Below are 14,254 nucleotides of genomic sequence, written 5' to 3' on the forward strand. Positions count from 1 at the left end.
ATGCTTGCCAACCGTCAACATAAAACAATCAAATTAGGTATTGATGCCAAGTGGTTTTTCAAAGGGCCGCCGAGTGGCAACATGGTGGTGAAAAACCTGGTGAACGAGATGGTGAATAACCCTAATGATCAGTTTCAGCTTTACCTGCTCATTACCCGCGATTGTAAAAAACAGGCGCTCGCATATTTTCCTTCATCCGTAAAACTCATTTTTTTGCCGGTTATCCCCAATATGTTATCCAACATGTTGCTGGTGCCTTTAATAGCCCGGGTATATGGCCTGCAGGCGGTGCTGTTTCAAAATTTCAGTAGTCTGTGGAACAATAAATTATGCAAAATAGTTTACATACATGATGTTTTGTTTTTAGATTATCCGCAGTATTATTCGGGTTCGGAGATCGCGTATTTCAGTAAAATGAAGCGTTTAGCCGCCAAGGCCGATATGATCATTACCATATCCAATTCAGAAAAGGAGCGGTTGGTTAAAAATAACGTTGCCGGCGAAAACAGGATAGCTGTTGTTTACCACGGCATCAACCATGCTTTTAAAACATTAGCTAACTATGCCGATGACAGTGTAAGCGCTTTTATGCATAAGTATAATCTGCCCGCCAAATACCTGTTATACGTAGGGCGTGTGAACATCCGCAAAAATATATTTCACCTGGTTAGCGCCCTGAACCTGCTGGATGATAAGGCTATTAAACTGGTGGTTGCCGGTGAGCTGGGCAGTGATATCGATTTACTGAAAGATCATATTCAGGTCGAAGGGCTTTCGCACCGGGTTATCTTCACCGGACATGTTCCCGAAGAAGATCTGTATCTGATCTACGCCAATGCCACCGTTTTCTGTTTCCCCTCATTTGCCGAAGGTTTTGGCCTGCCACCACTGGAAGCTATGCAATGCGGGGTGCCGGTTGTGGTATCGCGACGTACCGCTATGCCGGAGGTTTGCGGAGATGCGGCTATATATATTGATCCCGATCATCCCGAAGATATTGCCGAAAAGATCAATTTTTTGCTAAACGATACGGTGCTGTACCAGAAAAAAGTGTTGGAAGGGATTGACCATGCCAAGAAATTCTCCTGGCAACTATCGGCAAATGGAATATTAAAATTAATAGGCGATGCATACATTAATTGAAAAGGTAATACGCAGGCTTAAAAATAACCCGGATTATAAGTTCGAGAATGACTATAGTTTGCGGGAGCTGTCGGTTATTTTATGGGGCAGGGGCCGGCAATTATCCCGTGGTGCATGGAAGCGGATGTTTTTTAAAAGCTCGGATGGTTTGGTATTCATTGGGTCGCATGTAAATATCAAGCACCCTTATCTGTTTTCGGCAGGTAAAAACCTCATTATTGAAGATCATGTTTATATTAATGCCTTATCGTCCGAAGGCATCCGGATCAAAAACAATGTTTCTATTGCCCGTAACTGTACGCTGATCTGTACCGGTGTCATCGCTCAAAAAGGTAAAGGGATCATTGTGGGTAATTGCAGCGGTATTAACGCGGGTACTTATTTAGGCGGTCAGGGAGGTATTGAAATTGGCGATAATGTGATCATTGGCCCCGGGGTTAAAATATTTTCAGAGAACCACAACTTTTCTGATTTTAACATCAATATCAAGGATCAGGGTGTAACCCGGAATGGTGTTTTTATCCATGACAATTGCTGGATAGGTGCCGGTGTAACCATATTAGCGGGTGTAACCATAGGCGAAGGTTGCGTAATAGCCGCCGGTAGTATTGTTACCAAAACGGTGGCGCCCCATTCGGTAGTGGCCGGGGTGCCCGCTAAAGTTTTAAAGAAACGCGGCGAGTTGCTTAGCCAGGAAGTACCAGTATAAAATCATAACTCCTAAATCAAAATTATGCCCGCAAATAATATGGCAAAACTCAAAGGCTCGGTATTGTACATGGTATGTGGCATCATAGGCTGGCTACCGTTCCATACGCTAAGGATATTTTTGCTACGCATGTTAAAAGCTAAAATAAGCTGGAAGGTTGGCTTGTACAGGGGCTTTGAAGTAAGGAGCCCATGGAAATTGAGCATTGGGGCTGGTACCATAGTGGGGCACAACGCTTTGCTGGATGCGCGTATGGGTTTAACCATTGGTAATAATGTAAACATCAGTAATGAGGTGATGATCTGGACGCTTCATCATGACTATAATAGTCCTGATTTTGCACAGACAGGGCAACCGGTAGTAATTGAAGATTATGTTTGGTTATGTTCGCGTACCGTTATTTTACCGGGTGTTACCATTGGTAAAGGTGCTGTGGTTGCCGCTGGCGCGGTAGTTACCCGCAATGTGCCACCCTATACGGTGGTTGGTGGCGTACCTGCCAAACCCATAGCCAAACGAAATGAAAATCTTACTTACGATTTAAGCGACGCGGTTTTACCCATTATTTAATACCACCATTTAATTCCGGTTTTCAATACGCGCATTGGGTTGCCGCCAAAAATGGAATTTTCGCCGCTCAATGGTTTGGTTACCATGGAGTTGGCTGCTACCACACTGCCCGATGGTATTACCGCTCCTTTTAAAATGGTGCATTTACAACCCACCCAAACATTATCGCCAATAATAACCTCTTTTGGGTGGTTAAAAACTTCGCCGGTTGCTTCGTCGGCAATGTGATGAAAATCGGTATCCATTACGAGTGATTCCCATGATATACCGCTGTGGTCGCCAATTACTATTTTTTTGGCAGCTACAATGGCGCATTCTGTACTCATGTTAAAATCGTCGCCAAAAATAAGCTCAGCATTTTTAAAAACGTTGATTTTGCAGCCATGCATAATAAAAGCCCTGCCATTAAAAATAACATCCCCGTCTACTTCCCATACCGCCCTTGATCTTTTAAAGTCGGTAATTCCAATAGCGCCATAACCAATCTGTATCAAGGCGGTTCTGATAGGCGCGTTGATAATTACCCTGCCTTTTGTTTTGTGCAGGAACACGTTGCGTGATATTAATACCGGGAATTTGATGGCGGTTTTAAAAGGGAAATATCTGAAGTTAAAAATGATGCTCTTTAAATTGATCCTCCTCAGGAATTTGAATACTTTGATCATTAATTATTATTTAGGGGCGTAATACATATAAGTATAATAAATTTTTATTGAAAAATATAATGTTTTTCTATAATCAGCTCTACTTTCCTGTTTATTTTGTTCACTCGTGTTTTTAACATCCTGTTTGTTCACATAGCTTACAAACGAAGCTTTTGCCTGTGTTTCTACGTATAATTATACATGGTTCGATCAGAAGACATAAACTGATGGCCAGAGCCCTAAAATATTGATCTATTATTGATTAAGGTATTAAATATATATTATTATGCGTATAGCTATCATTGGAACCAGGGGTATTCCGAACCATTACGGCGGTTTTGAACAATGCGCTGAATATTTGGCTGCAGGCTTGGTCAAAAAAGGTTATGAGGTAGTTGTTTATAATTCTCATAACCATCCGTACCAGGAAAAAACCTGGAATTCTGTTGAAATATGCCACTGTTACGACCCGGAGTTCAAACTGGGAACAGCAGGTCAGTTTTTATACGACTATAACTGCATAAAAGATTTAAAGAAAAAAAAGCTTGACATTATTCTTCAATTAGGGTATACCAGCAGTTCTGTCTGGGGCTGGCTTTTACCCAGAAATACTGTGGTTACCACCAATATGGACGGCCTGGAGTGGAAAAGATCAAAATACTCCAAACCGGTTCAGGCGTTTTTAAGATTTGCCGAAAAACTGGCTGTACGCTACAGTGATCATCTGATAGCTGATTCTGTAGAGATCCAAAGATATCTTGAGAACAAGTACAATAAAAAATCAACCTATATAGCTTATGGGGCCGATATATTTGATCAGCCCGATTCTTCGGTACTGGAGGAATTTAAGTTGACAGCCAACCAATACGACATGTTGGTTGCCCGCATGGAACCCGAAAATAGTATCGAAACCATCTTAGATGGGGTAGTTAAGGCCGGTATCAACCGTGAGTTTTTGGTAGTGGGTAGTACTAATAATGATTTTGGTACTTATTTAAAAGCGAAATTTGCATATTATGATAATATTAAATTCTGCGGTGGTGTATATAATATGAATAAGCTTAATAATTTAAGATATTATTCTAACTTATATTTTCATGGTCATACTGTAGGCGGTACCAATCCGTCGCTGTTAGAGGCTATGGCATCAAACAGTTTGATCTGCTCAAATGATAATAAATTTAACCGTGCCATTCTTGAAAACGATGCCCTGTATTTTACAGATGCCGATGATGTGGTGTTCCATCTGCTTACCGGTAACAAAACAGAGGCTCGCTTTATCCAGTTAATGGAGAACAACAAACAAAAAATAACTGAGCTTTATACCTGCGACAAGATCATCGATTTATATGCAGATCATTTTGAATCGATCATGGCAGAACGCGGGAAAGTTTATCAACCCAAAACGGTTAATCCTGAAGTATCATTCCTTTTAGAAAATTTATAGATCAATGCGAATTAATAGATTACTAAGCTATTTACCGGTACTTTTTGCGGTAAGCGCCCTTACTATGCTTTTGGGTTCATGTTCATACAAACAGAACCAGGCCTATTTTGAACAAAACTCCAAAGCGCAGGCTGCTCCTGTAAAAATGGAGGATTACAAGATCGCTGAGTATAAAATTAAAGCAGGCGATATTTTACGGGTTCGGAATTTGCAGAGCATTAAATTAATTACCGACGAGGCCAGTGCCGCCAGCAGTACAGATCAGGCATCATCCGGAGGTAGTACCCAGGCATTGGATTACCAGGTTGAAAGCGATGGTACCATTGCACTGCCGGTAATTGGACGAGTACAGGTAGCGGGTTTATCAAGGTTGGAAACATCAAATAAGCTGGACGACCTGTACCGGAAAAATGTGCTTAAAAATCCAATTATAGAAGTTAAGGTGATCAATTTGAAGGCTACATTGGTAGGAGAGGTAAAAAGACCTGGTAATTATCCCTTGCTGAAAGATGAAACCACCCTGATGGAAATATTGGGTGAAGCAGGTGGACTTACCGAAAAAGGTAACGAAAAAAAGGTGAGAATAGTGAGGGGTGGAGGGCTGCAAAGCAAACAGATCATTGAGGTTGACCTTGATGATGTGGCATCTTTATCAAACCCCGAAACCATTGTCCAAAATCAGGATATCATTTATGTGGAACAAAACAGGCGCGCTATACGTAATGATAAATTACAGAACATTACTACCATTGCCCAGCCGGCTTTGCTTTTACTGAATACGGCTTTAATTATTCTTACACTTAGAAAATAAGTTAGCCCTACATCTGAAACCTGATTACTGTTTGCACTACCTACAAAGTATGATCCCCAGGCATAGCTTGCCTGGGGATCTGTTTTTTTTGAAGAATTGCCCGCTTTCCGGATCTATGGTTTAAGCCAGTTTTTTTCTTTTTTATTTCAAGGTTGGGTAAAAAAGCGGTAAGTATACCAATGAGGGGTAAAAAGGCGCATACGTGAAATACATAGCTAATGCTGGTGCTATCGGCCAGCTTACCCAATATGGCCGACCCTAAACCATGCCTTTCTTTTTAAAAAGAAAATTTAATTAAAAAATGATAAATCCTTTGCATGATCAATACTTTCTTTAATGTGCAATATTTATAAATTTATAACCTGATAAAATCCTATTTTCACGGCTCGAAAGTCGAACGTAAAGCACAAGATATTAATCAATAAAATGAAGAAAATAATTTTAGTAACCGGAGCATCCTCTGGTTTGGGCCGGGCTACGGCTAGCGCACTATCGGCCCAGGGACATACAGTTTACGGCACCAGTCGCGACCTGAAACGCATCAGCAATGTATCGTTTACTCCCCTGGAGATGGATGTTACTAATGATGCCTCGGTAAACGCGGCCATCGCCACCATCCTCAAAGCCGAAGGTCGTATAGATGTGGTGGTAAATAATGCCGGTAACGGTATTGCCGCGCCTTTATACGCTGTGCAGGTTGATGATGCCAAAAAACAGTTCGAAGTGAACTTTTTTGGTGTGGTACGTGTAAACAGCGCCGTGTTACCCGGTATGATTGAGAAAAAACAGGGCCTGGTGATCAACATTAGTTCATTGGCCGGTTTGTTTGGTTTGCCGTACCAGGGTTTATATAGTGCCTCAAAATTCGCTATTGAAGGATATTCACAAAGCTTACGCATGGAATTGCAAAACACGGGCGTTAAAGTTGCCGTGGTAAATCCGGGCGACTTTAAAACCGATTTTACCGGCAGCCGCGAAAAAGTGCCTTTTACCTTGCCAAATGAGCAGCTGAAAAAAGAGTTTGAAGCAGCCGTAGCCAGCATGGAAAAAGACGAAAGCATTGGTGGCGAAGCCAGCAAAGTGGCCGATCAGGTTTGTAAAATAGTGGCTAAATCAAAACCGGCGCATAACTACCTGGTAGGGGCATTGGGTCAAACCATTGTGCCTACACTTAAAGCCATACTGCCGGGCTCCATATTTGTAAAGCTGATGAATGATCATTACGGGATAAAATAATTTGGTGAGTGGGAGTAGTGAGTGGTGAATGGTTGGCTAATGTATAAAATGGAGCCCCCGTTAACCACTCACTACTCCCCACTTAACCACTTACCATTACAATGGAAACAGTAAAAAACAACAAGAAAACCATTTGGGCCTGGGCCATGTTTGATTGGGCCAACCAGGCTTATAATATGGTGATCCTATCAACCATATTCCCGGCTTATTATGTGGCTATTACCCAGGATAAAAATCCGGGCGCTATGGTAACCTTTTTTGGTCACCGGTATATCAATACCGTGTTATCTACCTATGTATTGGGTCTGTCGTATTTGATTATCGTAGTTCTGCTACCAATACTTACCTCCATTGCCGACTACAAGGGCCATAAGAAACTGTACATGCAGCTGTTTACCTGGATGGGGAGCCTGGCCTGCGCAGGTATGTTCTTTTTCACCATGAACACCTTTACCTTTAGTATGGTTTGCTATGGTTTGGCATCAATAGGTTATTGCGGTGGTTTCGTGTTCTATAACTCGTATCTGCCGCAAATCGCCACGGTAGATCAGCAGGACGCCGTGAGTGCAAAAGGGTTTATTTATGGCTTTGCCGGTAGTATTGTGGTGCAGGTGCTTTGCTTTGTGTTTGTATTATCGCCTAAAACATTTGGTATTACCGATGATGTTGCTGCACGTTTATCATTCCTCATTGTAGGTATCTGGTGGATAGGCTTTTCGTTCATTGCTTTTTATATGCTGCCTAAAGGGCAACCTAACGCAGGTTCGCATGAATATAATGTGTTAACCGGCGGATTTAAGGAGCTGGGCAAGGTTTGGCGAAAAGTAAAGCAGCTGCCTTTATTAAAACGGTTTTTGCCCGCCTTTTTCTTTTACTCAGTAGGAGTACAAACCATTTTGCTGGTGGCTGCCAATTTCGGGGCTAAAGAACTAAAAATGCCTGAGGAAGATCTGATCATTATCATTCTGCTTATACAGATAGTGGCTATCATCGGCGCTGCTATAACCGCTAAGATGTCGGCTAAATATGGTAACACCAAAGTGCTGGCGGGTATAGTTGGTATCTGGTGCCTGATATGCGGCAGTGTTTATTTTGTGGCCAATGCCCACCAGTTTTATGCCGCTGCGGTAGTGGTAGGACTAGTTATGGGGGGCGTACAGTCATTATCACGATCAACATTTTCTAAGTATATCCCAGCCAATATCCCGGATACGGCTTCCTATTTTAGTTTTTATGACGTTACCGAAAAACTGTCAATCGTAGTGGGCCTATTCGCATTCGGTTTTGTAGAATCAGTGACTCATGAAATGCGCGATTCTGCCTTAATGCTCGATGGCTTTTTTGCCATGGGTCTGATACTGTTATTGTCGTTAATCGTAGTTGAGGCGAGGGTTAGGTCGGCAGAATCTTTAGCGGCGTAGTTGCATTTTGGGAGACGCATGTGATGCGTCTCTACATTTTTACCTTTTTGTAGAGACGCATCACATGCGTCTCTTTTCGTAAATAAAGCATTTTTTATAATTACACATTCAAAAGACACAGCATCCCTCAAAACTAAGTACATTTGCGGCTTGTTAATTGACTACCATGGCTAAAGTTTCTATCAACCTGGCAACAGGTTCCATACAAAAAGAAGATATTATTGTGGGTATCGATCTGGGTACCACCAATTCCTTAGTGGCATTCATCAACCCTGATAAAGATCCGCGGGTTATTAATGATACGGGTAAAGGTGTCCTGGTGCCTTCTGTTGTGCATTTCGGGCCAACCGGTGATGTTTTGGTAGGTAATGAGGCTAAAGAGTTTCTGATAACCGATCCGCAGAATACCGTTTTCTCGGTAAAACGCCTGCTGGGCCGCAGCTACCATGATATCGAAAATTATAAAGACTTTTTCTCGTACAAGGTTATCGACGATGATACCGAAAGCCTGGTGAAGATTAAGGTTGGTGATAAATTTTATACCCCGATAGAACTATCGGCACTGATATTAAAAGAATTAAAAGCCCGTGCTGAACACGCGCTGAAAACCCCGGTGAACCGTGCGGTGATCACTGTGCCTGCCTATTTTAACGATTCGCAGCGCCAGGCCACACGTGACGCTGGTAAACTGGCTGGCCTGGATGTATTACGTATCGTGAACGAGCCAACTGCCGCGAGCTTAGCCTATGGTATCGGTCTTGATCCCGAAGAAACCAAAACCATTGCTGTGTATGACCTGGGCGGTGGTACTTTTGATGTATCTATTCTGCAAATACAGAACGGTATTTTTGAAGTTTTGGCCACCAATGGCGATACCTTTTTAGGCGGCGACGATTTTGACCGCCTGATTGTTGATCACTGGATCGAGAAAAACCAGCTGAACAAAGCTGAGATCATTGCCAATAACGAACTGGCCCAACAACTGCGCCTGAAAGCCGAAGAAGCTAAAAAAGCCTTCGCGCACCAAAGTCTGTTCAATGAAAAGATAGGGGAAATCTGGTGTACGCTTGATCGTGCTACTTTCGAAGAGCTGATCATGCCTAAGGTACAGCAAACCATTACGGCTTGTCAGAATGCGCTGAAGGATGCTAAATTAACCATCAAAGAAATCGACGAAGTGATTATGGTTGGGGGATCAACCCGTACAGCGCTGGTTAAAAAAATGGTGGCCGAGTTTTTCGGTCGCCCGGTACATGATGATGTGAATCCTGATGAAGTGGTGGCCCTGGGCGCCGCTATACAGGCCGATATTTTGGCCGGTAACCGTAAAGATATTTTATTGCTGGATGTTACCCCGCTGTCTCTTGGTATCGAAACCATGGGCGGCCTGATGGATGTGATCATCCCGCGTAACTCCAAAGTACCTACCAAAGGCGGCAGGCAATATACCACCTCCATTGATGGGCAGGTGAACATGAAGATTGCCGTTTACCAAGGTGAACGCGACCTGATCAAAGAGAACCGCAAACTGGCTGAGTTTAACCTCAAAGGTATTCCATCTATGCCGGCCGGTTTCCCCAAAGTGGATATTAACTTTTTACTGAATGCCGATGGTATCCTTACTATACAAGCTATCGAACTGCGCTCTGGCGTAAAACAGGAAGTAGAAGTAAAACCTACTTATGGCATTACAGATGAACAGGTAGAACAGATGCTGATGGACAGTATAACCCACGCCAAAGACGATGTAGCCCAGCGCATGCTGATTGAGGCCCGTACTGAAGGCGAACAAACGGTATACGTGGTGGAACGCTTTTTGCAAAAGAACGGTAATTACGTTACGGTTGCAGAGTCTGCAGAAACACATAAACACCTGGTGGCCCTCAAAGAGTCTCTGGTATCTGGTGATAAAGACCTCATCCTGAAACGTATTGATGAGATCAATGAGTTTACAAGACCCTTTGCCGAGCGCCTGATGGATCAGGCTATCAGCACAGCCATGAAGGGTAAGAGTATCGAATAATAGACAGTGTTAACGAAAACCAAATAATGAGAATCAAGATATTAGAGTCAAGAATCAAGAAAAAAGTGTTATGTTCTGAAAAAAGTAGATTCCTGGTTCTTGTCTTTTGTCTTTTGACTCTTACTTTAAATGGGGTTTATGCAAATGACCTTCATTATATCCATAAAGACACTACGCTAAAAAGCGTAACCACGCTGGATACCCTGCAATATGATTCGCTGATGAAACGCCTGGCCAATGGCGATCAAACCGGCAGATGGCCCGTGAAAAAAGCGCCATATCCTTTGCCTGGTGCTATTTTGCCCTTCAACCGCATTGTAGCTTATTATGGTAATATGTACTCCAAAAATATGGGTGTACTGGGCGAATACGCGCCCAAAGAGATGCTTGCCAAGCTCAAAGGCGAAGTTAAAGTATGGGAAAAAGCCGATACCCTTACACCGGTTGTACCCGCGCTGCATTATATCTGTGTAACTGCCCAGGCCGATGCCGGTCGTAATGGTTTGCATAACCTGCGGATGCCTTTTAGAGAGATCGACAAGGTGTTGGATATGGCCAAACAGATCAATGCTATTGTGTTTTTAGATATACAGGTAGGTTTCAGCACCATGCAGACCGAACTGCCCTTGCTGGAAAAATATATGAAAATGCCCAACGTACACCTGGGCATCGACCCGGAATTTTCTATGAAAGAGGGGAGTGTACCGGGTAAACGCATAGGTACTTTTGATGCCGATGATATTAACTACGTAACCGGCTATTTAAGTGGACTGGTAAAAAAGTACAATCTGCCACCCAAAATATTTGTAATCCACCGCTTTACCAAACGCATGGTAACCAATTATAAGGATATCAAATTGCGCAACGAGGTACAGGTAGTGATGGATATGGACGGCTGGGGCGGTCCCGATCTGAAAAAAGGTACCTATAAATATTTCATAGCCCAGGAACCTGTACAGTTTACCGGTTTTAAGCTATTTTATAAAAATGATATCAAGAATGCACCCCATCGCATGCTTACCCCCAAAGAGATTTTAAACCTGAAACCCGCACCTATTTACATACAATACCAGTAGGGTTTGCTATTCCACCGTTTTTGTCATTTCGAGCGAGGTACGAGGAGAAATCTTTTACTACTTGCATGTCGCTTGCAGAAGATCTCTCCTCGTACCTCGTTCGAGATGACATTTCTTTTTCGTTATATAATAGTATACTTTATAACATTTCTGGCGGAGGCGTTACCCCTTTTAAACGCAGATAAACCGTAGTTTGCCCGCGGTGGTGTGTCTGATGTTCAAAAGCTTTACCTAAAACAATAGCTTTTGGCAGATCTTTACCGCCAAATTTCATGCTTTCCTGTAGCTGGGCCGGAGTCATGCCCTGTATCGAGCTGATCACAAAATCGTAACTGTCCATTACTGCTTTGGTAGTAGCGGCTTTTGTTTGCTCAACAGTTTTTTCGGCTGATGTTTTTCCAAGAGGACTTGCTTTGCCACTTACCGAAGAGGCGAAAAAATAATTGGCATCTGTTAAATGCAGCATCTGGCCAGCAAACGATCTCATTTCTGGAGTTGGTTTAAAGCTGTAACCATCATCGGGCATGGCATCCAGGTAGGTTTTGGTGAAGTTTTTGGCGCGCTGCCATTCGGTAACTATTTGATCGGTAGTAACCTGGGCATGCACTGTTGCGCAGGCGAAAACAGTTACCATAAAGGTAAGCAGCAGGGTTAGTTTTTTCATGATTTGATAGTTTTAAGATTGGTTAACTTTGGTTGATACTAAGTTATTAAATTAACCTGTTGTGATTTAGATATTTATGAAAAAAAGATTTAGCGGTTAATGTCAAAACTCCCGCGAAATTACGATAGCGTATCTCGCGGGTTGCATGGTCAAAGTCCTCAGCAGCAAAGAGGTCACTATGATTTGTTTATGTGCAATTTAAAATGCAGTTTTATTGCATGCAATTTATTTATAGATGCTTATCCCCTATTGTGATCGTTGTATTTGCACAGCATGTCAACGCTCAGAACATGCGGGCACTGAATACCATGCTCAACAGGCAATGGCAGGGGCAACAAATGGGTATGATGATGGCGGCAGGGAGGTTTAATTACAATAACCCGGGTAACTTAAAGTATAATTTTATCGTCACCATGGCTGATAGTTCCAAAAAGGAAGTGAGCTCGAAAATCTATTCAGATACGGCCACCCATAAAACCTATCTGCTTTTTGTTGACAAAAGCGTCCCTAAGTCGGACCCAAACCGTAATAAAAAAATATATCCATCACAAACAGTAAGCATAGCGCGTGATGTGGCCGGGCCGGGGCCAGGCTTTAACCGGGCAGATTATGTAGCGCCACCGCCGCGGTTCTTTAACGGTATTGCCAAAGATAGTTGCTGGATGTTTAAAGTGATATCGGGACCAATAAATGCGTACTCTTGTTTAAGTGAAGAGGGAGATACCCAAATTTTTGACCCTTCTACTATTGTGGGTATACAGCTCAATAATGGGGCTATTGAAAAGTTTAACGAAGAGAATTTGAAAAATATGGTAGGGCAAGATATTGATGCCCTTGAAAATATTCAAAAGAAAAACTATTACAAAGCCATTAAAAAGTACAACCACAATGCAGCAAAGGCTGCAAAAAAATAGATCCCCGTTTCCGGGGATCTGAATTTTTTATAGTTTGTTGATGGCGTCTTGTTCTTTCAGCGCCTGGATGTTGTTCTTATCGCTGAAGGCGTCTGTCTGATTGGCAAAATCTTCCAGGATGCTGGCGATGTTGTCCAGGTTGTCGGCTACGCGCTGGTGCATGTCCGGAAGGTCCTTTTCCAGTCTTTTATCGCCCAGTTCTATGTTGTCTACTTCAATTTTAGCCAGCTTGGTGATAATAGCCTGCTGACTATTCTTCAGGTCTTCCAATTCATGGACAATTTTCTCCATCAGTCCAAACTTCTTTAACTTATCCATACTGTTGTGTTTTTTAATTTAAAGTATACCTCATTAACTCTAAAAAATAAAAATTGTTTAGAATTTGGATTAGTTATATGAAAAGCCTTGCACGGAGGGAGGAATTTTTTTGCGATCGATATGTCCCGCGTAAAAGATTTTTCGCTGTCGCTCAAGAGATAGTTTCTCCTCGCGCCACCTCACTTTCCGCCCGGGCTCGTTCGAAATGACAGCGTGGTTAGTAATTGGCTAATAATTATTTGTTAAATACGATTTTAACGTTGCATCAGCCGGGCTACGTATTTGCCAATGATATCAAACTCCAGGTTAACCACCGAACCTTCACGAACGTTATGCAGGTTGGTATGTTCAAAAGTGTAGGGGATAATAGCTACAGAAAAGCTGTTGGCTTTGGAATTGACCACGGTTAAGCTGATACCATTAACACAAATAGACCCTTTTTCGACAGTGACATTGCCGGTAGCGGCATCATACTCAAAAGTGTATTCCCAGCTGCCGTCAAGCTCTTTAAATGCGGTACAAACAGCGGTTTGGTCAACATGGCCCTGAACAATATGGCCATCGAGCCGGGCATTCATTTGCATGCAGCGTTCCAGGTTTACAGGTTCGCCCACTTTCAGGTGACCCAGGCTGGTTTTGTTCAGCGTTTCTTCAATAGCAGTAACCACATGCAGGCCATCGGCCAGCGCTACCACTGTTAAACAAACCCCATTATGCGCCACCGATTGGTCGATCTTTAATTCGTGCGAAATAGCCGATTCAATAGTGATATGTAAATTGCCCTGCTCTTGTTGCAGATCGGTCACTTTACCCAAAGTTTCTATAATTCCTGTAAACATATGCCCCTCAACCCCCTAAAGGGGGAGTTTTTGATGAACGTCAAAGCTAAAGAATATTATAGATGTTTTTTGTCAGGGAAGTTTGAAATTTAACGAAACGACTCAACCGGTTGTCGCTTCAAGAGATGGCGTTAATATACCACATGTCATTGCGAGGAGGAACGACGAAGCAATCTCTTAGCTATTCTTGACGATGAGAACGCGAGGAGATTATTAAATGTTGTTAATTGTTTTTTTAAGGTATTAATGAACTCCCTACGGTCGGTTGTCCGCGCTGCGCTCGCAATGACATGGTTTTGATTTGTCGAGATAAGTCGACTCTGTGACAATTTAACCTTCTTTTCTGCCTGTATACTCCACCTAAATTTCGTATCTTTGTATAGATACAAGCAGCCCGGTTGTCTTTTTATAAGAGAACCGGGCTGTTTGGTTAAGGAAA

At 42.6% G+C, this 14,254-nt stretch carries 14 protein-coding genes; 10 read left to right on the plus strand and 4 right to left on the minus strand.

The genetic code is table 11. The features are described 5' to 3' along the window. The 3 genes from BLR84_RS05350 to BLR84_RS30545 all read left to right on the plus strand — a co-directional run bounded on the left by BLR84_RS05350 (position 1) and on the right by BLR84_RS30545 (position 2,422). On the plus strand, positions 1-1,143 hold the full coding sequence (locus BLR84_RS05350; RefSeq protein WP_090465353.1) for a glycosyltransferase family 4 protein: 1,143 nt from the start codon (positions 1-3) through the stop codon (positions 1,141-1,143). Beyond that, the gene (locus BLR84_RS05355; RefSeq protein WP_143013832.1) at positions 1,127-1,852 is read left to right on the plus strand and encodes an acyltransferase; all 726 of its coding nucleotides are present in this window, start codon (positions 1,127-1,129) and stop codon (positions 1,850-1,852) included. The genes BLR84_RS05350 and BLR84_RS05355 overlap by 17 nt, the downstream gene beginning before the upstream one ends. Before the next feature lie 297 nt (positions 1,853-2,149). Further along, a complete protein-coding gene (locus BLR84_RS30545) occupies positions 2,150-2,422 on the plus strand; it encodes a DapH/DapD/GlmU-related protein (protein ID WP_369829174.1) in 273 nt (90 codons plus the stop codon). On the opposite strand, the gene BLR84_RS05365 is transcribed toward BLR84_RS30545, so the two are convergent. Continuing rightward, the gene (locus BLR84_RS05365; RefSeq protein ID WP_090465359.1) at positions 2,419-3,087 is read right to left on the minus strand and encodes an acyltransferase; all 669 of its coding nucleotides are present in this window, start codon (positions 3,085-3,087) and stop codon (positions 2,419-2,421) included. The genes BLR84_RS30545 and BLR84_RS05365 overlap by 4 nt on opposite strands. A 265-nt stretch (positions 3,088-3,352) precedes the next feature. Here BLR84_RS05365 and BLR84_RS05370 point away from each other — a divergent pair, with 265 nt between their 5' ends. The 6 genes from BLR84_RS05370 to BLR84_RS05400 all read left to right on the plus strand — a co-directional run bounded on the left by BLR84_RS05370 (position 3,353) and on the right by BLR84_RS05400 (position 11,080). Beyond that, entirely contained in the window at positions 3,353-4,513 is a 1,161-nt protein-coding gene (locus tag BLR84_RS05370) for a DUF1972 domain-containing protein (protein WP_090465362.1), read from the plus strand. Positions 4,514-4,517: 4 nt separating this feature from the next. Then, positions 4,518-5,324 carry a polysaccharide biosynthesis/export family protein gene (locus BLR84_RS05375; RefSeq protein WP_090465364.1) on the plus strand — a complete coding sequence of 269 codons (807 nt, stop codon included), beginning with the start codon at positions 4,518-4,520 and terminating at the stop codon, positions 5,322-5,324. Positions 5,325-5,750: 426 nt separating this feature from the next. Further along, positions 5,751-6,560 (plus strand): SDR family oxidoreductase, encoded by an 810-nt coding sequence (locus BLR84_RS05385; protein ID WP_090465370.1) that lies wholly within the window; start codon positions 5,751-5,753, stop codon positions 6,558-6,560. 101 nt (positions 6,561-6,661) lie between these two features. Next, positions 6,662-7,981, plus strand: coding sequence for an MFS transporter (locus BLR84_RS05390; RefSeq protein ID WP_090465373.1), 1,320 nt, complete (start codon positions 6,662-6,664; stop codon positions 7,979-7,981). 166 nt (positions 7,982-8,147) lie between these two features. Further along, a complete protein-coding gene (gene hscA / locus BLR84_RS05395; RefSeq protein WP_090465375.1) occupies positions 8,148-10,004 on the plus strand; it encodes a Fe-S protein assembly chaperone HscA in 1,857 nt (618 codons plus the stop codon). 113 nt (positions 10,005-10,117) lie between these two features. After that, on the plus strand, positions 10,118-11,080 hold the full coding sequence (locus BLR84_RS05400; protein ID WP_090465378.1) for a hypothetical protein: 963 nt from the start codon (positions 10,118-10,120) through the stop codon (positions 11,078-11,080). A 139-nt stretch (positions 11,081-11,219) separates the two neighbouring features. Here the strand turns inward: BLR84_RS05400 and BLR84_RS05405 are convergent, their stop codons facing one another. After that, on the minus strand, positions 11,220-11,744 hold the full coding sequence (locus BLR84_RS05405; RefSeq protein ID WP_090465381.1) for a DinB family protein: 525 nt from the start codon (positions 11,742-11,744) through the stop codon (positions 11,220-11,222). Positions 11,745-11,995: 251 nt separating this feature from the next. Between BLR84_RS05405 and BLR84_RS05410 the strand changes: the two genes are divergently transcribed. After that, positions 11,996-12,658: a hypothetical protein gene (locus BLR84_RS05410; RefSeq protein ID WP_176851957.1), complete on the plus strand. Its 663-nt coding sequence runs from the start codon at positions 11,996-11,998 to the stop codon at positions 12,656-12,658. Positions 12,659-12,685: 27 nt separating this feature from the next. On the opposite strand, the gene BLR84_RS05415 is transcribed toward BLR84_RS05410, so the two are convergent. Together BLR84_RS05415 and BLR84_RS05420 are read right to left on the minus strand one after the other, a co-directional pair. Beyond that, positions 12,686-12,976, minus strand: coding sequence for a hypothetical protein (locus BLR84_RS05415; protein WP_090465386.1), 291 nt, complete (start codon positions 12,974-12,976; stop codon positions 12,686-12,688). A gap of 254 nt (positions 12,977-13,230) precedes the next feature. After that, entirely contained in the window at positions 13,231-13,815 is a 585-nt protein-coding gene (locus BLR84_RS05420) for a riboflavin synthase (RefSeq protein ID WP_090465388.1), read from the minus strand. Positions 13,816-14,254 lie beyond the last annotated feature (439 nt).

The sequence above is a fragment of the Mucilaginibacter sp. OK268 genome (genome assembly GCF_900103125.1).
Lineage (GTDB): Bacteria > Bacteroidota > Bacteroidia > Sphingobacteriales > Sphingobacteriaceae > Mucilaginibacter.